This window comes from Patescibacteria group bacterium (assembly GCA_034520665.1).
GTDB lineage: Bacteria > Patescibacteriota > Patescibacteriia > JAXHNJ01 > JAXHNJ01 > JAXHNJ01.
In genome coordinates this window covers 33,215-54,001 of the sequence record JAXHNJ010000002.1, presented here as the reverse complement: position 1 = coordinate 54,001, position 20,787 = coordinate 33,215, and the positions used below count along the sequence as shown (strand labels likewise).

Annotated in this window: 20 protein-coding genes; 15 read left to right on the top strand and 5 right to left on the bottom strand. The window is 30.6% G+C overall.

Translation table 11 applies throughout. The features are described from left to right. The first annotated feature begins 4 nt into the window (after nt 1-4). The 15 genes from U5L76_02580 (at nt 5) to U5L76_02510 (ending at nt 15,804) form a co-directional block, all read left to right on the top strand. On the top strand, nt 5-763 hold the full coding sequence (locus tag U5L76_02580; protein MDZ7798483.1) for a hypothetical protein: 759 nt from the start codon (nt 5-7) through the stop codon (nt 761-763). Between the two features lie 23 nt (nt 764-786). Next, entirely contained in the window at nt 787-2,028 is a 1,242-nt protein-coding gene (locus tag U5L76_02575; GenBank protein MDZ7798482.1) for a S1C family serine protease, read from the top strand. Between the two features lie 3 nt (nt 2,029-2,031). Then, nucleotides 2,032-2,487, top strand: coding sequence for a GtrA family protein (locus tag U5L76_02570; GenBank protein ID MDZ7798481.1), 456 nt, complete (start codon nt 2,032-2,034; stop codon nt 2,485-2,487). Nucleotides 2,488-2,517: 30 nt separating this feature from the next. Further along, a complete protein-coding gene (locus tag U5L76_02565; protein MDZ7798480.1) occupies nt 2,518-3,240 on the top strand; it encodes a glycosyltransferase in 723 nt (240 codons plus the stop codon). Further along, entirely contained in the window at nt 3,218-4,255 is a 1,038-nt protein-coding gene (locus U5L76_02560; GenBank protein ID MDZ7798479.1) for a GDP-mannose 4,6-dehydratase, read from the top strand. The genes U5L76_02565 and U5L76_02560 overlap by 23 nt, the downstream gene beginning before the upstream one ends. A gap of 25 nt (nt 4,256-4,280) precedes the next feature. After that, nucleotides 4,281-5,441, top strand: a complete 1,161-nt coding sequence (gene metK / locus U5L76_02555) for a methionine adenosyltransferase (GenBank protein MDZ7798478.1) — start codon at nt 4,281-4,283, stop codon at nt 5,439-5,441. A gap of 555 nt (nt 5,442-5,996) precedes the next feature. Then, nucleotides 5,997-6,914, top strand: coding sequence for an NAD-dependent epimerase/dehydratase family protein (locus U5L76_02550; GenBank protein ID MDZ7798477.1), 918 nt, complete (start codon nt 5,997-5,999; stop codon nt 6,912-6,914). A 231-nt stretch (nt 6,915-7,145) separates the two neighbouring features. Then, nucleotides 7,146-8,432, top strand: coding sequence for a nucleotide sugar dehydrogenase (locus U5L76_02545; protein ID MDZ7798476.1), 1,287 nt, complete (start codon nt 7,146-7,148; stop codon nt 8,430-8,432). A gap of 4 nt (nt 8,433-8,436) precedes the next feature. Beyond that, nucleotides 8,437-9,720 carry a UDP-glucose/GDP-mannose dehydrogenase family protein gene (locus tag U5L76_02540; GenBank protein ID MDZ7798475.1) on the top strand — a complete coding sequence of 428 codons (1,284 nt, stop codon included), beginning with the start codon at nt 8,437-8,439 and terminating at the stop codon, nt 9,718-9,720. A 58-nt stretch (nt 9,721-9,778) separates the two neighbouring features. Then, the gene (locus U5L76_02535) at nt 9,779-11,206 is read left to right on the top strand and encodes a flippase (protein ID MDZ7798474.1); all 1,428 of its coding nucleotides are present in this window, start codon (nt 9,779-9,781) and stop codon (nt 11,204-11,206) included. Nucleotides 11,207-11,208: 2 nt separating this feature from the next. Beyond that, nucleotides 11,209-12,240: a glycosyltransferase gene (locus U5L76_02530; GenBank protein MDZ7798473.1), complete on the top strand. Its 1,032-nt coding sequence runs from the start codon at nt 11,209-11,211 to the stop codon at nt 12,238-12,240. Between the two features lie 3 nt (nt 12,241-12,243). Beyond that, nucleotides 12,244-13,005: a glycosyltransferase family 2 protein gene (locus tag U5L76_02525; protein MDZ7798472.1), complete on the top strand. Its 762-nt coding sequence runs from the start codon at nt 12,244-12,246 to the stop codon at nt 13,003-13,005. Next, on the top strand, nt 12,984-13,766 hold the full coding sequence (locus U5L76_02520) for a hypothetical protein (GenBank protein ID MDZ7798471.1): 783 nt from the start codon (nt 12,984-12,986) through the stop codon (nt 13,764-13,766). The genes U5L76_02525 and U5L76_02520 overlap by 22 nt, the downstream gene beginning before the upstream one ends. Next, nucleotides 13,766-14,674 (top strand): glycosyltransferase family 2 protein, encoded by a 909-nt coding sequence (locus tag U5L76_02515; protein ID MDZ7798470.1) that lies wholly within the window; start codon nt 13,766-13,768, stop codon nt 14,672-14,674. The genes U5L76_02520 and U5L76_02515 overlap by 1 nt, the downstream gene beginning before the upstream one ends. Further along, complete coding sequence (locus tag U5L76_02510; GenBank protein ID MDZ7798469.1) at nt 14,671-15,804, top strand: glycosyltransferase; 1,134 nt, start codon at nt 14,671-14,673, stop codon at nt 15,802-15,804. The genes U5L76_02515 and U5L76_02510 overlap by 4 nt, the downstream gene beginning before the upstream one ends. Nucleotides 15,805-16,058: 254 nt before the next feature. On the opposite strand, the gene U5L76_02505 is transcribed toward U5L76_02510, so the two are convergent. From U5L76_02505 to U5L76_02485, 5 genes are read right to left on the bottom strand one after another with little or no spacing between them, the layout of a single operon-like run. Continuing rightward, the gene (locus U5L76_02505) at nt 16,059-17,564 is read right to left on the bottom strand and encodes a hypothetical protein (GenBank protein ID MDZ7798468.1); all 1,506 of its coding nucleotides are present in this window, start codon (nt 17,562-17,564) and stop codon (nt 16,059-16,061) included. Nucleotides 17,565-17,580: 16 nt separating this feature from the next. After that, entirely contained in the window at nt 17,581-18,600 is a 1,020-nt protein-coding gene (locus U5L76_02500) for a glycosyltransferase family 4 protein (protein ID MDZ7798467.1), read from the bottom strand. After that, complete coding sequence (locus U5L76_02495; GenBank protein ID MDZ7798466.1) at nt 18,597-19,736, bottom strand: glycosyltransferase family 4 protein; 1,140 nt, start codon at nt 19,734-19,736, stop codon at nt 18,597-18,599. Before U5L76_02495 ends, U5L76_02500 begins: the two co-directional genes overlap by 4 nt. After that, entirely contained in the window at nt 19,714-20,067 is a 354-nt protein-coding gene (locus U5L76_02490; protein MDZ7798465.1) for a DUF2304 family protein, read from the bottom strand. Before U5L76_02490 ends, U5L76_02495 begins: the two co-directional genes overlap by 23 nt. Then, nucleotides 20,064-20,750 carry a glycosyltransferase family 2 protein gene (locus tag U5L76_02485; protein ID MDZ7798464.1) on the bottom strand — a complete coding sequence of 229 codons (687 nt, stop codon included), beginning with the start codon at nt 20,748-20,750 and terminating at the stop codon, nt 20,064-20,066. Before U5L76_02485 ends, U5L76_02490 begins: the two co-directional genes overlap by 4 nt. Between the last annotated feature and the right edge of the window lie 37 nt (nt 20,751-20,787).

Genomic DNA, 20,787 nt, shown 5'->3' with positions numbered 1-20,787 from the left:
GTATATGCTAAAACGTGTTAAAAATTACCCCATAATAGCCAGTTTATTGGTTTTTATGGCCTTTCAGTCTCTGCTTAAATGGCCGGGCGCTTTTTATTTAATAATTCTGATTTTAATGGTAATTTTATTAGCGGTTCGTTATATTTGTGGTTATTCCTACAAACAAAAAAAGCTATGGCTTCATTTTTTAACCCTGGCTTTATTAGTAAGCAGTGTTTTTCTTTACTTATATTTTGTTAAGTCCAATACTCTCAAGCAGATATTGATCATCGGTATTTGTTTTTACCATTTATTTTTGTTGAGAAGCTATTTTAATTATTTTAGAAAAATTAATATTCATAAATCTAATCTGCCTAATATAATTAATTACACCTCTCTTTTGTCGGCTTTTTTCTTTTTTACTAGCTTTTTTGCTTTAAGAATTTTTATGGGTTTTAATCTTTTTTGGCTGATAGTATTTGTTCTAATTTTGGTTTTTATTTTGGTTTTAACTGATTTTAAATTTCAGAATATTAGTATTAAAGAAAATTATCTTTATATTATAGTTATGATTTTGCTATCGCTTGAAATTTTTTGGACTATAATTTTTTTACCGACCCATTTTTTAGTTAATGGTTTTTTTCTAACTTTGTTTTTTTATGTTATCCTAAACATTATGCGTCTTAATATATTGAAAGAGTTGAATAATAAGACTCTATTTCGTTATCTTTCTTTTGGCTTGGCCTCTTCTTTACTCATATTTTTAACGGCCCAATGGGTTTAATATTAAAATTTAATTAAATTTATATGAAAGCAAAAACTCCACCGACTTCACCCAAATATAAAGTAAAAGAACTGGAAAAACTTTATAAAAAAAACTCACCCCATAAAATTGATCAACCCGACCCTCAGAGAAGAAAAGAGTTTTTTATTACTATTATTATAAGTGTTATTCTAGCTCTTTTGGCCGGTTTTTTAGGCAGCCTTCTTTTTAAATGGCTGGTTTATGAATATCCGGAAAAATTTAGTATTTTTGAAAATGAAAAACAGACTGTGGTCATTAATAAAGATTCATCACTAGACCCAAAAATAAAATACAATCAAATTTATCAAACAGTCAGCCCTTCTATTGTTGATATTTATTTATCTAAAGAAAAAACTGAAGATTCCTTAGAGGGCCTTTATTCACCGCCTGACCGAAAAGGCAGCGGTTTAATTGTCTCTTCAGATGGTTATATTTTAACCACCAACAAAGTCATTAATGATCGGGAGTCGTCTTATAAAGTTATAACCAAAGACGATAAAATTTACTCGGTCAGCCAGATTTTAAATGATCCGGTCACTAATCTTGTCTTTATTAAAATAAAAGCTGAAGGTTTGAGTGCGGCTCAGACCATGGCCCGAAAAAACATCTCCTTGGGAGAAAATAGCTTTATTTTTGGCTATGATAATTTTTCTTCCTCGCCTATATTTTTAGACTCAAAAATTCAGCAGCTCTATTATGAAAATCTTGAAGAAAATGACGACTTGATTAAATCTTCGGAAAATTTAAATAGTTATTTAACCATTGAACATAATTTAGAGCCTAGCTGGGAAGGCCGTCCTTTGGTTTATAATAACGGTAAAGTGATTGGAATTTATAGTTATGATCAAAATAATAAAAATATTATTATTCCCGCTACTTATTTTAACTCAGTAGTTGATTCCTTGGTTAAGGAAGGGGAGATACTGCGTAATTTTCTTGGTCTCAAATATGTTGATTTGAGCCAGGCTCTTAATATTTCAGAAAATTTGGCCCAGGAAAGAAATAGAGGCCTATTAATTTGGAATGGAGACCAAGAGGCTGTCATAGACTCCTCGCCGGCCGATAAAGTGGGCTTATCTAAAAAAGACATTATTATAGCTATAGATAAAGAAGAAATTAAAAACGGCTTTAATTTTGCAGAAAAGATACAAGCCTATTCGGTCGGTGAAATAGTTGATCTTAAAATATTAAGGAAAGGCACCGAAAAAGAAATAAAAGTTACCTTAGAAAAATTATCCCCTTAATTAATGATCTCTCGCTTTAAAAGTTTATATTATCGCCATCAAACTAGTATCTCACAATTGATAAAGTTTGGTATTGTTGGCTTTATCGGTACAGCAATTGATGTTGGTTTTCTTAATTTGCTGCACCAGGTCTTTGAGGTCATGGTTTATTTAGCGGCTACTATTTCTTTTATTTTAGCAGTGATTAATAATTTTGTTTTAAATAAATACTGGACTTTTAAAGATAAAAAAGCTTACTTAGCTAAATCACATGTTCAGTTTTTTCAGTTTATATTTGTCAGTGTTATTGGTTTACTGATTAATCTGGGTCTGATGTATTTATTAATTGAGTATTTTGGCTTTTGGTATAACTGGGCCAAGCTAGGGGCTATTATTGTAGTATTATTTTGGAACTTTTTTGCCAATAAATTTTGGACTTTTCGTAAAGCAAGACCAGTCAGGGAAGATTTGGAAAAATAGCTAAAATATTGTATAATTTGTTATATAATTATGTATCTTTCAATTATTATACCGGCCCATAATGAAGAAAAAAGAATCGGCCGCACATTAGAGCAATATTTAAAAGCTTTTGATAAAAATACCGAATTTTGGGTAATTCTTAACGCCTGTCATGATAATACTTTAGCGGTGGTTAAAGAAAAGCAAAATAAATACAGTAATTTAAGATATTTGGATATTAAAGAACCGATTAACAAAGGCGGAGCCATTAGAGAAGGCTTTAAGGCGGCTCAGGGCCAATATATCGGCTTTGTCGACGCTGATATGGCTACTAGTCCTTATGAATATAAAAAACTGGTTAATAATTTAAAGGACTATGACGGAGTGATGGCTTCGCGCTACGCTCCGGGAGCTCAGGCTAAAAGGACTTTAACGCGCCGATTTGTTTCCCGCGGTTTTCGTCTGATTTCTAAACTTCTTTTTCATCTACCTTATTTTGACACTCAGTGCGGGGCTAAAATATATAAAAGGGAACTGATCAAAAAAATATTGCCCGAAATGAAAATTAATAATATGATGTTTGATATTGAGTTATTGGTTCTGGCCCGAAAATATGGCTTTAAAATCAAAGAAGTACCGACTAAATGGCAGGAAATTGAAAGCTCGGCTTTGCTCGGTTCACCTTTTAAACTGATAAAAAATAGCCTTTTATTTTTTAAAACATTAATTAAACTTAAAATAAGACTTAAAAATGGCAAAAAAAAGAATATTTGATAAAAAAAATATACTGATTACCGGCGGGGCCGGCTTTGTCGGCAGCCATCTTTGCGATAATTTAATTAAAGAAAACAAAGTAATTTGCCTGGATAATTTTCTGACCAGTCTCGAACAAAACATTAATCACTTGCTGGTTAATCCGGATTTTGAATTTATTAAGCATGATTTAACTAAAAAGATTGATTTGGAAGAGGTTAACGAATTAAACGATTTTAAACTTCCTTTTCAGGGTATTCAAGAGGTTTATCATCTGGCCTGCCCGACTTCACCGGCTGATTATCTTAAACACCCAGTCAAGACTCTTTTGGCCAATAGCCACGCTACATATAACGCTTTGGAAATAGCCCGAAAATATGAGAGTAAATTTATTTATCTTTCTTCCTCCACTATTTACGGCGAAATCATGGATCAAGAAAATATTTATATCAACGAAGAATATTGGGGTTATGTTAACCCGATTGGCGAAACGAGTGTTTATGATGAAGGCAAAAGATTTGGCGAGTCCATGGTAAATGCTTATCATAAAAAATATAATTTAGACACTAAAATTGCCCGGGTCTGGCATACCTACGGCCCGCGCTTGAGACTAAATGACGGCCGCATGGTGCCGGATATGATCAAACAGGCTATTGAAAGTAGGCCAGTGCAAATTTATGGCGATTATAGTAAAGTCAATTCTTTTTGCTATATCAGTGATTTAATTGAAGGTTTGATCCGGCTAGCCCAGTCCACTTATAATCAGCCAGTAAATCTGGGCAATCCGGAGCCCTTGAAGCTCAAAGAAGTAGCCATGAAAATTATTAAATTGTCAGAGAGTCAAAGTCAGATTAAGGAAGTGCGGGAAAGCGAAGACTTAAAATACTCCATCAAGCAAAGCCTGCCCGAGATTACCCTGGCCAAACAAAAACTAGGCTGGTTTCCCATGGTTAGTATTGACCAAGGCCTGGCCAAGACGATTGAGTTTATGCAGGGGCTTAAGTCAGTCGGCATAGAAAGTTTTATTAATCAATAAAAAATAAAAGGGAGAAATAAATAAAATGCGTCAGTATTTTTTTACCTCAGAATCAGTCACTGAAGGCCATCCGGATAAAATTTGCGACCAGATTTCGGACGCGATTTTGGACGCCTGTTTAAAGGATGATCCGAATTCCCGAGTAGCTGCTGAATGTCTGACTAAAACCGGTATGGTTATGGTGGCCGGAGAAATAACCACCAAGACCTATGTTGATATTCCGAAAATTGTCAGACAAACTCTTAAAGATATCGGCTATAACCGCTCGGAACTGGGCATTGAATGGGAGACCTGCGCTGTTTTAACCCATATTGAAGAGCAGAGCCCGGATATTTCTCAAGGAGTAACTAAGGGTAAAGGACAGTATAAAGCCCAGGGAGCCGGGGATCAGGGTATGATGTTTGGCTTTGCCACGGATGAGACGCCGGAATTAATGCCTCTACCTATAAGTTTGGCTCATAAAATTACCAAAAAACTGGCTCAGGTAAGAAAATCAGGACTTTTAAAATACTTGGGACCGGATGGAAAAAGTCAGGTGACGGTTGAATACGTCGATGGCCGACCAAAGCATGTCAATACAATTGTTGTGGCTACTCAGCATGAAGAGGGGATAAAGCACAGCCGGATTGTAAAAGATATCCGAAAAAAGGTGATTGATCCGGTCTGTCAGAAATGGGTGGATAAGAAAACCAAATACTATATAAACGCCACTGGTAAGTTTGTTAAAGGCGGACCTTACGCTGACGCCGGAGTCACTGGCCGGAAAATAATTGTTGATACTTATGGTGGCATGGGAGCTCATGGCGGCGGCGCTTTTTCGGGCAAGGATCCTTCCAAAGTAGACCGCTCCGCTTCCTATATGGCCCGTTATATAGCTAAAAATGTAGTGGCCGCTAAACTGGCAAAAAAATGTGAAATTCAGCTGGCTTATGTTATCGGCTATTCCGAGCCAATCAGTGTCTTGGTTAATACTTTTAATACCGGCCGGGTTTCAGAGGCTATTATTGAAAAAATAATCAGAAAAGTTTTTGATCTGACCCCACAAGGAATAATAAAACAGTTACGACTGAAAAGACCGATTTACCAAAAAACCGCCGCTTACGGCCATTTTGGGCGGAATGATAAGGATTTTACCTGGGAGAAGACAGATAAAGTAAAGATACTAAAAAAGGAAGCCGGGCTTTAAATGAAATTCAAATCCCAAATCCCAAAATTCAAAATAATAATTAATAGTCAAAATTCAAATATTAAAAAATGGCTTAAAATTTACTAGATTAAAATTTGCTTTGAATTTTGAAATTGGTACTTTGAATTTTTCTAGAATAGATTAGCTGGCTCGCGCCGGCCCGTTCGTGCCTCACAGAGGCAGGCGGGTGGCAGGCCGAGGCTCTCCATACCGTTTCGACTCCCTCGACTCTCTCACTTTGTTCGCTCGCTCGGGACAGGCCCCCATCATAGCTCGGGGCAAGCCGACGCTCCCCACCTTACCATTTCGACTGAGGTCCCGTAGGGACCGAGCGGAGAAATCCTGTTAAATTAACCATAAGGATCTCTCGACTACGCTCGAGATGGTACGAGGGTTTGATGGGGCTAGGGTTTATACTCGCGGAGAAATCCTACTAAAGCAGCCCTAAGGATCTCTCCATTCGTCCTTTCCCTTCGATTATACTTAAGGTCAAGTCCTCAGTCGAGACGGTGCGAGAGATTGAGAGGAATTAAAAAATTAATTTATTAATACAATATGAAAATATTAGTCACCGGCGGAGCCGGATTCATCGGCAGTCATTTAGCCGACGCTTTAATTGAAGAAAACCATCAGGTATTAGTAATTGATGATTTATCTTACGGTAAAAAGGAAAATGTTAATAAAAAAGCAAACTTTGAAAAAATTGATATCAGAGATAAAAAATTAAAAAATATTTTCAATCAGTTTAAACCGGAAATAGTTTTTCATCTGGCCGCTCAGAAAAATGTACGTTTGTCGGTTGAAGACCCGGGCTTTGACGCCGAGGTCAATATAGTCGGCACTTTAAATTTACTGGAAAATTGCCGAAAGCTAAAGTCAAAGTTTATTTTTTCATCAACCGGCGGGGCTATTTATGGCGATACTGATCAAGTGCCAACTCCCGAAGGCCATGAGGAAAAACCAGTTTGCCCCTATGGTATTGCCAAGCTATCTATTGAAAAGTATTTATATTATTATGAAAAGCAATACAATTTACCTTGGGTTTCTCTGCGCTATGCTAATGTCTACGGGCCTCGCCAGGACCCTCAAGGCGAAGCCGGGGTAGTGGCTATTTTTGCCACTAAAATGATTAATAAAGAGCCGCCAGTAATTAATGGAGACGGTAAGCAAACCCGAGACTATGTTTATGTGGATGATGTAATTAGAGCTAATCTGTTTTCTCTGCCTCAGGAAGTTAAAGGCATTTATAATGTTGGCACTTCAGTCGAAACCAGTGTTAATCAATTATTTAATAAAATGAGGCAAATAGGTGGCTTTGATTTTAAAGAAAAACACGGCCAGGCCCTGCCTGGTGAACAGCAAAAAAGCAATTTAAGTTATCAGAAAATAAAGAGTGATTTAAATTGGCAGCCTAAAGTGGTTTTAGATGAGGGCTTAAAAAGGACTATTGATTGGTTTAGGGAAAACGTGTAAAATATTAAAAATAAGCCCCCTTTCGACTGAGATCCCATAGGGGTCGAACAAAGAAATCCCATTAATAATTTATTTTTGTTTTTTCTTTCTGTGGCCAGAAAGAAACAAAGAGCCCTGGGGTGATTAATTTTCCGAGGCGAAACAAACTAAATAAATACTAATAGCGAAAAAAATCCCCCCAGACCCTGAATGCTAATATACTTATCTTAATACTAATTTTTTTAATATCATATGACTAATAAAAATAAAACAGAAAATGTAGTGGTGATTGGTTTAGGCTATGTCGGTTTGCCTTTGGCTTGTTTAGCGGCTGAAAAAGGATATCATGTTTTTGGTTTAGAAAAGGATAAAGAAAAAGTAGACATGATAAATAAAAAAGAAAGTCCGGTTAAAGAAAAAGAAGTTATAGAGTGGCTAAAAAAAGTGGATATTGAAGCGACTACGGACTCTTCTATTATTAAAAAGGCTGATATTGTTATGGTTTGCGTACCAACACCGGTGGATAAAGAATATATGCCGGATTTAACCCCAATTAAAAGCGCCGCTTCTAGTCTGGCTGAGCATTTAAAAAAGGATCAACTAATAATTTTTGAATCAACGGTTAATCCCGGAGTCTGTCAAGAAGTGGTTTTACCAATATTGGAAAAGTCAGGCCTGAAAGCCGGCCAAGACTTTTATCTGGCCCATTGTCCGGAAAGGATAGATCCGGGTAATAAAAAGTGGAACGTGCGTAATATTCCGCGGGTAGTCGGCGCTTATGCTAAAGAAGGCCTGGAAAAAGCGGTTAAGTTTTATCAAAGTATTTTAGAAGGCCAGGTCAGGCCGATGAAGTCGCTTAAAGAAGCCGAGGCCACTAAGATAGTGGAAAACACTTTCCGAGATATTAATATTGCTTTTGTTAATGAATTAGCCCGTTCTTTTGATAAGCTCGGTATTGATGTTTATGATGTTATTCAAGGGGCTTCCACCAAACCCTTTGCTTTTATGGCTCATTATCCTTCTATTGGTGTCGGCGGTCACTGTATCCCGGTTGATCCCTATTATTTAATTAAAAGAGCTAAAAGCGCCGGTTTTGACCATAAATTCTTGAAATTAGCCCGGGAAATTAATAAATCCATGCCTGGTTATGCGGTTAATCAGCTTATGCTGGCCTTAAATCAGATAAATAAATCAATCAAGGGCACTAAGATTGGCTTGCTCGGTATTTCTTATAAAGCCAATGTCAGTGACAAAAGAGAAACTCCTTTTTCCGATATTCAAAAATTAATTAAAGAATTAGATGCTGATTTATTAATTTATGATCCTTATTTTAAGAAAGAATCAAATGTTAAAAATTTGGATGAATTAATAGAAAAATCAGAAGTTCTGGTTGTAGTTACTAATCATAATGAATTTGTTAATGTGGATTTAAATAAATTAAAAGATAATAATATAAAAATAATTATTGATGGTAAAAACTGTTTAAATAAAGAAAAAATAGAAGAAATGGGTATAATTTATAAGGGGATGGGGAGGTAAATATATGAAAATTGCCATTATCGGTACTGGTTATGTTGGGTTGGTCACCGGAACATGTTTATCAGACCTAGGTCATAAGGTTACCTGTATTGACCTTGATAAAAAGAAAATAAACAATTTGAAAAAAGGTATTGTTCCTATTTATGAACAAGGGCTGGAAGAATTAGTAATCAAAAATATTAAAAAAAATAATTTATCTTTTACAAATTCTTTAAAAAAGGGTATTAAAGGAGCTAAGACAGTTTTTGTTTGTGTCCAGACCCCTTCAAAAAAAGACGGATCGGTTGAATTAAAATATGTCTATAAAGTAGCCAAACAATTAAGCGAGAATATAGAAAGTTATAAAGTGATAGTTAATAAAAGTACCGTGCCGGTGGGTACAGCCAAGGAAGTAAAAAAGATAATTAAAAAGAAATATAAAGGTGATTTTGACGTAGTTTCCTGCCCTGAATTTTTAAGGGAAGGCAGTGCTGTGATTGACTTTTTTGGGGCCGACCGTATTATTGTTGGTTGTGAAAGTGAAAAATCTTGTCAGATCATGAAAGAAATATTTAAGAAAATGAAAGTCAAAAAAATATTTACTAATTTGGAAAATGCGGAATTAGTAAAATATGCTTCAAATGCCTTTTTAGCCACTAAAATATCATTTATTAATGAAATGTCCAATATTTGCGAGCGAGTGGGAGCTGATGTGGAAGTAGTGGCTCGGGGCATGGGGCTGGACCGGAGAATTGGCCAGTATTTTCTACGGGCTGGCATTGGCTATGGCGGCTCCTGTTTTCCTAAGGATGTTAAGGGTTTGAATCAAATCTCCGGCACTCATGGCTATGATTTTAAATTACTGAAAGCAGTGATTGAAGTTAATAACTACCAGCGCCAGCTTTTAGTTGAAAGGTCTGAAAAAATATTAAAGAATTTAAAAAATAAACAAATCACTATTTTTGGCTTGGCTTTTAAGAATAATACTGACGATATTCGTGAATCAGCGGCTATTGAAATAATAAAAAGACTGCAAAAAAAGGGCGCCAAAGTACAGGCCTACGATCCAGTGGCTCAGAAAAATGCCGCTAAAGTTTTAAATAATATAATTTTTTGGGAAGACCCCTATAAAGCTTGTGAAAATTCTCAGGCTCTTATTATTGCTACTGAATGGCCGCATTATAAAGATTTTGATTGGAAAAAAATAAAGCATCTTTTACGTCGCCCCATTGTTTTAGACGGGCGTAATTTGTTGGATCCGGAGAAGATGAAAAAATTAGGTTTCATTTATGAAAGTATTGGGCGGTAGAAATATCAAATTTATTAAAGATTAACTAATAATAAGTTAATCTTTTCAATGTGTATTTATGAGCAGGATATTAAAAACAATATTTAGAAATACTTTTTGGTTAGGTGCAGCAGAATTAATAAATGGAGTATTAATGTTTTTTTTAGTTATATGGTTGGCGAGATATTTAGGTGCGACTGTATATGGTAAATTGATGTTTACAATAAGTATAGTTAATCTTTTTTCTATAATTACCGATTTTGGTTTAACAAGTTTATTTACTCGACAAGTGGCTCGTTATAAAAATGAAGTAAGAAGATATGTTGCTAACATTATAAGTATAAAAATATTTTTAAGCATTATTGCTTTTATATTATTATTTGTTGTTTTATTTATAGTAAAAAAAGATAACCAAACTATTACTTTATTATATTTAATGAGTATTTGGATGATATTGAATTCATTTTCTACATTTTTTCAGTCAGTTTTTAGAGCTTTTGAAAAAATGAAATATGAGGCCTTAATAAAGGTTATTTATGTCACCAATATTTTTATATTAGGTGTAATTACTATTAGTTTAAATTTAAATGTTATTTTTTTAGCTTGGTTTTATGTTTTATCTGTTTTTGTTTCGGCACTGATTGCAATATTATTTGTAAAAAAATATTTTTGCTCAATAACTTTGAAATTTAACTTCAAATTTTGGAAAGAACTATTAAAAAAATCGTGGCCATTTGCCTTAAGTGCTATGTTTATTATGATTTACTATTATATGGACTCAGTGATGCTGGGCTTTATGGGCCAGGATAAAGAAGTTGGTTGGTATAATGCGGCTTATCGTCCAATTATGTTTCTTATTATGGTATCTGGGCTTATTTCTACTGCTTTTTTTCCGGCAATATCTAAATTATATAAGCAATCTATTAATAGACTTGAAAATCTTATTTATAAATTTTCAAAAACTATTTTTATTATTAGTATACCAATGGCTATTGGAGGAGTACTGGTCGGACATGATTTAATAATATTATTATTTGGAGCTGAATACACAAAAAGTATTTTGGCTTTCCAAATACTAATTTGGACAGCTTCAATTATTTACATTAGTTCTATTTTTGGACCTACGTTACAAGCTTGTGATCAACAAAAAAAACATTTATTTGGTGTGGGGTTAGGTGCTTTAATGAATATTATTCTTAATATTATATTAATACCATTATTTAGTTTATACGGTGCTGCTATTGCTACCCTATCAGCAGAAATAGCCGTAGTTATTTATATGCATATAAATTTAAGGAAGATTATTTCTTATAAAATTTCTAAAAATTTATGGCGACCTATTTTATCTTCGCTAGCAATGGCAATTTTTCTATTATTAGTTAATAATTTATATGTAATTATTCAGATATTATTGGGAAGTCTGATTTATTTTATAATTTTATTTTTATTAAGAGGTATTAATAAAAAAGATATTATCTTTTTTAAACAAGTGGTTTTAAATAAATAAATATGAAGATATTAATTGTTGGTACAAAATGGTACGGAAATGTAGAATTTTTCTATGCTAAGGCATTTCGAAATTTGGGGCACAGAGTAGAAGTTATGTATTATAATTATCCAAATAAGTCATTATATGAAAAATTTTTTAGTTTAAGAGATGCTAATATTCCTATAATTTCTGAAAGATTGAAGCAATTTTATAAAAGAAAAATAAATAATAGATTAATTAGAAAAACTAAGGAGTTTAAACCTCAAGTAATAATAATTTTTAATGGTCTGCAAATAGAAGCCAATACCCTACAAATTTTAAAAGAAAATGAAATTATTTTAGCTAATTGGATTGGTGATGATCCAAGACGTTTTATAGAATTAAAGGAAAAGATTATTTATTATGATAATATTTTTATTACTGAACCCAGTCATGTTGATTTATTAACTGACAAAGGAGCTAGAAAAATAACTTATATTCCCAATGCCACTGATGAGGAAATTTATCATCCATTATTAAAGAATAAAATTGATAATTTTTTTCGTTCAGATATAGCTTTTGTTGGCCATTCTTATAATGCCGATAAAAATGGAATATTAAGAGGCAAAATTCTTAATTCTCTCAGTAATTATAATTTAAAAATATATGGTGATCCTGGATGGAAAAAAATAATAGATAAATACCCAAATCTAAAGAATTCATTTCAAAATAAAATTACTAGTTCCAAGGAAACCAATATGATATATAATGCATCAAAAATTATTATTAATATTCATCATGGTCAAAATAGACTCTCGACTGCTCAAAGAACTTTTGAAATTGCCAGTGCTGGTGGATTCCAATTAGCGGAAGAAAAAAAAGCAATAAAGGAAATGTTTCCTAATAATGAGATAGTTTGCTATGAAAATTTAGAAGATTTGAAAAATTTAGTAAAATATTATCTTAAAAATAGTAAATCTCGAAAGGCTAAGATTAATGAAGCTAGAAAAATTGTAATAAAAAAACATACCTATAAAAATAGGGCTTCAAAGATACTTAATAACTTAAATTAAATTATGAGACATATAAAAATATCAGGTATTGTTCATACCTATAATGAAGAAAAAAATATCGCTGCCTGTTTAGATACACTAAAATGGTGCGACGAAATTATTATTATTGATATGTATAGCCAAGATAAAACCGCTAATATATCTCGTAATTATACAGATAAAATTTTTTTTCATAAAAAAATGAATTATGCTGATCCGGCCCGACAATTTGGACTTTCTAAAGCTAAAGGTGATTGGGTGCTTGTTCTGGATGCGGATGAAAGATTACCTTCTCAATTAGTTAGTGTTCTGAAAAATATTTCAGAAAAAGATAAAGCGGATGTAGTTTACTTGCCCTGGAAAAATATTATTTTTGGTAAATGGATCAAACACACTCAGTGGTGGCCTGATTACCATCCAAGGTTTTTTAAAAAAAAATTTATGCAGTATACGGATAATATTCATAATTTTGAAAACTCAGAAGGGCGTAAATATTATTTACCAGCAAAAGAAAAAAATGCCGTTATTCATTACAATTATAGGGATGTTGATCATTTTAAAGAAAAAACTGGACGCTATACAAATATAGAGGCAAAGAAATTATATTCGAGTGGTAAAAAATTTTATATTTGGCAGTTAATATATTTTCCAATAAAAGAATTTGTTTGGCGTTTTATTTTGGGAAAGGGATTTTTAGATGGATGGTATGGCTTTAAATTAAGTTGTTTAATGTTTAGATACAAATTTTTAACTTATCGAAAACTATGGAAGCTGAAGAAAAAATAAAAAGTTCTGTTACTTTTTCCACCAAATGCTGGGAAAATGATTGGTCTGTAATTCTAGAGGCGGGTTTTTTAGATAAAATGATTAAAAGAAATAATTATAATTTTGATGAAAAAATATTAGTTATAAATAATATAAAAAATAAAAAAAAAGTAGAAGAGGCAGCCCTAAAACAAAAAAGAAATGGGGTAATAGATAGATATTTTTTTGTTGAAGAATACGAAGATAATATTTTAGATTTTTTTAATATTTCGAGAAAAAGTTTTTTTGAAAAAAATAAGGATGGATATCTTTACAGTATCTGTGAACTTTTTGAAATATTTTACGCAAAAACCGATTACTTGGTTCATTTTTCTGGAGATTCAATTTTGGAAAAAAAATATAATTGGATTGATGAAGGGAAATTAATTTTTACTAAAAATGATAACGTATCAGTCGTTAATCCTTGCTGGGATGGGAAGTTTAATGAAGTTAAAAATGAGTCAATAGAAGAAAAAGACAATTATTTTCTTTCCGAAGGGTATTTTTCCGACCAGTGTTATATGATTAAATTGAAGGATTTTAAAAAAAGGATATATAATGAAATTCATCCTTTTTCCAAAAGATATCCGAGATATGCCGGAAATTTGTTTGAAAAAAGAGTTGATGCTTGGATGAGAAATTATAAAAAACAAAGAGCTACTTTAAAAAATATTAGTTATAAACATAAAAATTGGAATTTATTCAATAAATTAAAGTTTAAAATATTTAATAAAAAAAATTAATGCAACCTTTAATATACATAATAATAGTAAATTATAATGGACTTTCTGATACTAAAGAATGTTTACAATCTTTGAAAAGGATTAAATATGAAAACTATAAAGTTATAGTTATTGATAATAACTCTAAGAATAACGAATATAATATTTTGTATAAACATTTTAGCTATAAATATAAAATTATATATAGTAAAAATAATTTAGGCTTTGCTGGTGGATACAATTTGGGAATAAAAAATGCTTTAAAAAATAATGCCGATTATGTTGTATTATTAAATAATGATACAGTAGTCGGTCAAAATTATATTAGGGGTTTATTGAAGCCATTCAGTGATAAAAAAATTGGTATTACAACTTCAAAAATATATTATTATAGTGAAAAAGATAAAATTTGGTATGCCGGGGCAAATTTTAATAAATTTAATGGAGAAAGTCGTCATATAGGATTGAACGAAGAAGATGCTAAAAAATACAAAAAAATTTACGGAATAGAAAGAGCCTCTGGTTGTAGTATGATGATAAAAAAAGATGTTTTTAATAGAATTGGATTTTTAGACGAAAAGTATTTTCTAACTTTTGAAGAAAGTGATTTTTGCTGGCGGGCCACAAAAGATAATTTTCGGATTTTATTTACTCCTAAGTCTAAAGTTTGGCACAAAGTTTCTAGTACTATGGTTAAAAATTCTCCAGTATTAATTTATTATTATTGGCGTAATAATTTATTTTTTGCTAGTAAATTTTTTAATCCTTTACATTTTTTAGTATTTTATATTTACTATTTTCTGAAATCTATTCTTTATATTATTTTTTGGATTTTTAAATATAAATTCAAAGCCAAAGAAAAAATAAAAGTCTTAGTAAAAGCCCAAAAAGATTTTTTCCAAAATAAAATGGGGAAACAAAATATATGAATAATAATTTAAAGATATGTTTAATTGTAGGCAATCTGCCTCCAACGAAGTGTGGCATTGCCGATTATACATGGAAATTACTTTTAAGCCTTAAAAATTATCCAAATATAAAAATTTCTGTTATTACAGGAAATAATTCATATATTAATAAAAAAACTCCTGATGATCTTAAAATTTACCCTATAATTAAAAAATGGAACATTTTTTCCTTTAATAAAATCAAGGCCATAATAAAAAAAAATAATCCTGATATTATTCATTTTCAGCATCCTTCTAAAAAATACGGGAAAAATTTGTTTCAGTTTATCTTACCGGCTATTTTAAAAGGGTATTTTAAAAATAAGAAAATTATGACTACAATACATGAGTATTCACAGTCACCTTGGTATGCAAAACCTTGGATTAGATTATTGGTATTATTTTCTGATTATCTTATTTTTACATCTCAAAATGAAAAAAATGCCTTACTTGTAAATAAAAATAATAAGCCTAATAAGATAATTCACATCGGTTCAAATATTGAAAAAGTTAATTTTGAAAAAAATAAATTACAAGAAAAAAAATTAGAATTATTAAAGGGATATAAATTTCTTCTGGGATATTTTGGGTTTGTTGATTCAAGTAAGGGTTTAGAAGAACTATTTAATTTTATGAATAATGCAAAAAATAAAATTTTTAAATTAATAATAATTGGAGAATTAAATAGAAACAATAATTATCATTGTAAATTACTGAAGTATATTGAAAATAACAATTTAGAAAATAGTATAAAAATAACTGGCTATCTATCAGCCAGAGAGGTATCGAAAATACTAAGCGTTCTTAACATTTGTGTTTTACCCTATAAGGAAGGAGCGACCTTGAGAAGAGGTAGTCTTTTGACAGCACTGGCTCATAACCTTCCAGTGATAACAAAAAAAGGACCAGAAAATGAAATTTTTAGGGATAAAGAAAATATGCTTTTATATAATTCTGAAAAAGATTTAAGAGAAAAAATATTTCAGCTCTACAATAATAAAAAATTAATAAGCAAAATAAAAGGTGGTACTAAAAAAATAAATGGAAAATTTATTTGGTCAAAAATAGCTGATAAAACTTATAAATATTATCAGGAGATAATGTCTAAATAAATAATTTTTTTATTTTTTTTAACAAAATAAAGTTTATTAAAGTTATAAGGCTTAAAATAAATATGCCTAGGATTAAAGAAATAACAGTACTTAGGCCAGAATTTATTAAATATTGGAAAATTTGAGCAAAATTAAGCCTAAAAATAAGAAAAAAAGTCATTATTATTGAAGCTACTATTATAAAAACATCTTTTTTACGGGAAAAGCAGAATAAAAAAATAATTATTATAATGAAGTTTATAAATAATTTCATATCAATATAATTTATAAATAGCAGCTTTCCCTTCTTGATAGAGAAGCTCAAAGTTTTTTATTATTTCTGGATTTGTTGTTTGGTGGGAAGAAAAATAAATATATTTTAGATTTTCTTTTTTAGCAATTTTTTGTATTTCTTCTTTATTTGTTTTTAAGTATAGTTGATTACATCCTTCGGCAGTATCTTTACTTACTTTTTCATAACCACCAAAGATAACTTTTTTTTGAGCTATAGCCGGAATCCAATAGCCCCATTTATAAAGACTGCAAATATAATCTTTATTACTTATTATATTTTCTTTGTTAATCCATTGCATGACTTTTAAATCTTCTTGGGGGAGTTTTGCCATACTTTCTGGATTTGAGTACCAGTTAATAATTTTTTGTATGCGGTTATGATTTTCAATAACTAAGAGTAATGGGAATAAGAGGGTAAGAAAAATAAAAAGTAAATAGATTTTTCTTCTTTTGAAAAAAAAACTTAGTTTATTAATTAAAAATAAAATACCACCACTGGCAAAAATAGAAATCATGATTTCTAAATAGGGAATAAAACGATAGGGTTCTATATTAATATATAAAAGATGATTGAAACAAAGCAATAAAATAACTGGGATAAAAAATATAACAATTTTTTTATTAATGGAATTTTTTTTAAATAATAAAGCTATAATACCTAATAATGAAAATATATAGAAAATTGGTAAAATTTTTATTTTATTAATTAATTCAATTGGTAAGTAACTCTTTCCTCCACTGATAATTAATGTATCAGCAAGGAGCATATTAAATAACCGCATTCTTATAAGAGATTCTCTAAATATTAAAAATAAAACTGCTAATAAAATAATAGATAAAATAATAAAAAAAATAAACTTCTTTTTCTTATTAATATAAATTCTAAATTTATTTGATAATAAAGAAAATGGTAAAATAGAGACAAAAATAGCCGTCGAAATAAGACCGACAAAGGGATGAGAAAATAGTCCGATAATGAATAATAAAGGGATATAATAATATTTTTTTAATACAAAACAATATATCATTAATAAGAATACAATCATACCAAAAATTTCTGGCATTGTGCCAACAGTTAAATGATCAGATAAAAAGGGAAAACCAGCTCCTAGGATTAGAGTGACTATACCAGAAAAATAACCAAATATATTTTTAGCAATTAATGAAGCAATAAATATATTAATTAAAATAAATATAACAACAATAATAGGAAATAACTTTATCAGTGGATAATTAGTAGTTTTATGTATAAAGGCAAAAATTATTTCTGGCAAAGGGTAGGGACTAGGATTTTCTCCTTTCCATAAATAATTTGGAGGATAAGAACCGTCAGCTATGGAACGAGCCCAGGTAATATGAGCAGCGGCATCAGTACCAGTGGGAAATCCATTAAATTTTGGAATTAAAGAAAAATAAAAAATAGAAATTAATGCGAAAATAATAATATAAATACTTATCTTTAATAAATTTTTTTTACTAATAAACATCTTTTCTTTTATAATATTATTTTTTTATTCCTATTTCTAAGGCTTTGGCAAACGCTGGTATATTTTTTTTATCAACAAGAATACCATTTTTATCAATAACTTCAGAATGAGGCCCTATATCAAAGACAATAACTGGTAGGCCGCAAGTTTGTGCTTCTAGAAGGGGTAAGTTAAACCCTTCCCATAAACTGGCTGAAGCATAAATATCAGCGGCTGCGTAATACAAAGGCAAGTCAGAATCAGACACGTAACCAGTAAAATGAACATTTTTCTTTGATAAAGATTTTAATTTATTACTGTAGCCAGAAAATGTTTCTTTACCAACGATGAGTAGGTGAGCCTTAGGAACTTTTTTTAAAACTTTATTAAAAGCTTTGATTAAAAGATGAATACCTTTATGGGGTGAAATACGTCCGACATATAGAATTATTGGATTACTATTTAAATTATATTTGTTTCTAATTTTATGGCCCGATAAATTTTCATTAAATTTTTTCTTATCAATAGTATCATAGATTATATCGCTTTCAAGTCCGGTTTCCTTTTTAAGTATTTTAGATAAATATTTACTAATTGATATAGCCTGGTCCGCTTTTTTGGCGGTTATATTGGTTAGAAATCTAAAAATTATAATGTATATTTTTTCAAATAAATTATTAAATGTTTCAGCTGGAGCCAGGCCATGGTTATAATAGATATATTTAGCACCAAATTTATTTTTTGCTTTTAAAGCGATTAAATTCATCGGATATTGATGGCTGTATATTTTATCGTAATCTCTAACTAATTCAGCCGCTTTATTTATTTTTTTAAAATCTAAAAAAAATAAAAGACGATAAATTCTTTGCCAAAAAATATTTTTTGGCATTTTCAAATTAATAATTTTTATACTATCTTTTATTAATTTTAAATCAGACTCCAGAGTTAAAATTAATACTTTATGTCCTTGCGAGGCTAATTTTTTAGCCTGCATTTCAACTACGCGGTCAATACCGCTAAATTTAGAAAATGTAGCTGTCAGTAAAGCTATTTTCATACTAAATTATAATAAGTTTTTTCTAATTCTTGTCCTATCTTAGACCAATCATATCTTTTAGTGTAAACAGGTCCTTCATTTGCTAAAGACTGGTAGAGCTGATTATCAAGTAAAATTTTAAGCAGTTTATTTTTTAAATCATTTATATTATTTTTTTCAAAAAGTAAACCACCTTTTCCGTTTTTAGTGGCCTCTCTAATTGGGGGAATATTAGTGCATACATAAGGGATGCCAGCAGCCATAGCTTCCACAGCTACCATACCAAAACCCTCGACAATAGAGGGAAGACAAAAAACATGAGATTTTTTCAAATGAGCGATGACTTTTTCATGATTTTTAATAAATCCAAGAAATGTGATATTATTTTCCAAATCTAAATTTTTAGCTAAAGTCTTTATTTTATTTATTTCCGGGCCGCTGCCGATTATTTTTAGTTTTATTTGTGGCAAATTATTTTTTATTTTTTTTAGAGCTTTAATTAATATATCCACTTTTTTGTATTTTACTAAACGACCAATATAGCAAATTGTTGGCTCTACATCTTTTTGAGTATTAATATTATTGAATTTTTTAAAATCCACACCATTATAGACCACGCTTATTTTATCTGCTTTAATATTTTGTTTAATTAATTTATTTTTTGTAACTTTGCTATTAGCGATAAACAGTGACCATTTTTTTGAAAGAATATATTTTTCCATAATGCTGCCTAAAATTCCGGAAATTAAACCCATATTTTTGATCCAATCTCCGATCCAAACATCATGATAAGTGGCTATAGATGGTATATTTAATTTTTTAGCAATTTTTAAAGTCGCCAAATAACAAATCCAATTATATCCATCAACTAAGTCAGGTTTTATATTACGCGCTTTTTTAATGGTCTGATAAATAAAACTCAGACGCTTTGTTATTGAACCGCCTTGGGTGTAATTTCTAATAGGCCCACAGCGATGTATTTTTATATTGTTTATATTATCCTCTTCTGAGGTATGGGGTTCTCTAGAGCAAATAATATGAGTTTCATATTTTTCGGCTAAATATTTAGCCATGTAAAAAGCCCGAGCTTCTACACCTCCCCGTAATTCACCCTTTTCTGATTTGGGAAAAAACTCAGTGATTATTAATATCTTCATTTTTATTTTTTCTTTTTTGTTTGTAAGCTATATTTCTGACTAATGAAGTGATTTCATGTTCAATAAATTCTAGTTTGATATATATACGAAAAACGCTATAAAAAAGAAAGATAATAGAAAAATAAACTAAAACATCAACCCCGCGACCAACACCTATTTTATTAGCAATAAAATCACTAAATCTCGGCCACCAGGTAAAAAAAGTAATACCAGACCAGAGTAAAACCCAAATGATAAATGCTAATAAACTTAAAGAACCGTCTCGGAATCTTAAATAGACTCGAGAAATGAAAAATAAGACTAGAACACTAATTATTATTTTTATAATCATTTCATTAATTTACCAATAAAGTATTTGAATAATATTTTGCCAAAAGCTAAAGAGCTTTGACCTTTTGATTTTGAATAATCTGTATAATGAATAGTTACCGGAATTTCTTTATATTTAATATTATTTCTGGATATTTCATCTAATATTTCTGAAGCATGGGCCATACGATCTTGTCTAATTATAATTTTTTGAGCTGCCTGGTTAGAAAAAGCCCGTAAACCATTATGGGTATCAGTAATCTTTAAATGAGAGAAGGCTTTGGTAAAAATTAAACCAGTTTTTAAAATAATTTTTTTTAAGGGCGGTATTTTTTTTACAGAATCGGAATTAAGAAATCTAGAGCCCAAGGTTACGTCAAAATTATCTTCTATAATAGGCTTTATTAGTTTCTCAATATCATCTGTTTGATGTTGGCCGTCAGCGTCAAAAGTGACAATAACATCAGCTTTATTATTTAAAGCGTAATTAATGCCGGTTTTTAGAGCGGCTCCCTGTCCGCGATTGATTAAATGTTCTAAAACAATAACCCCCATACTTTTAGCGATTTTTGCCGTGTTATCATCAGAAGCGTCATCAACTACTACAATATTAGAATATTTATCTTTTAAATCATTTAAAACATTACCAATGGTTTGAGCTTCATTAAAGGCTGGTATGATAATATATATTTTATTATTATTCATAAATATATAAATTTATTTATCTCTAATATAACAGAAA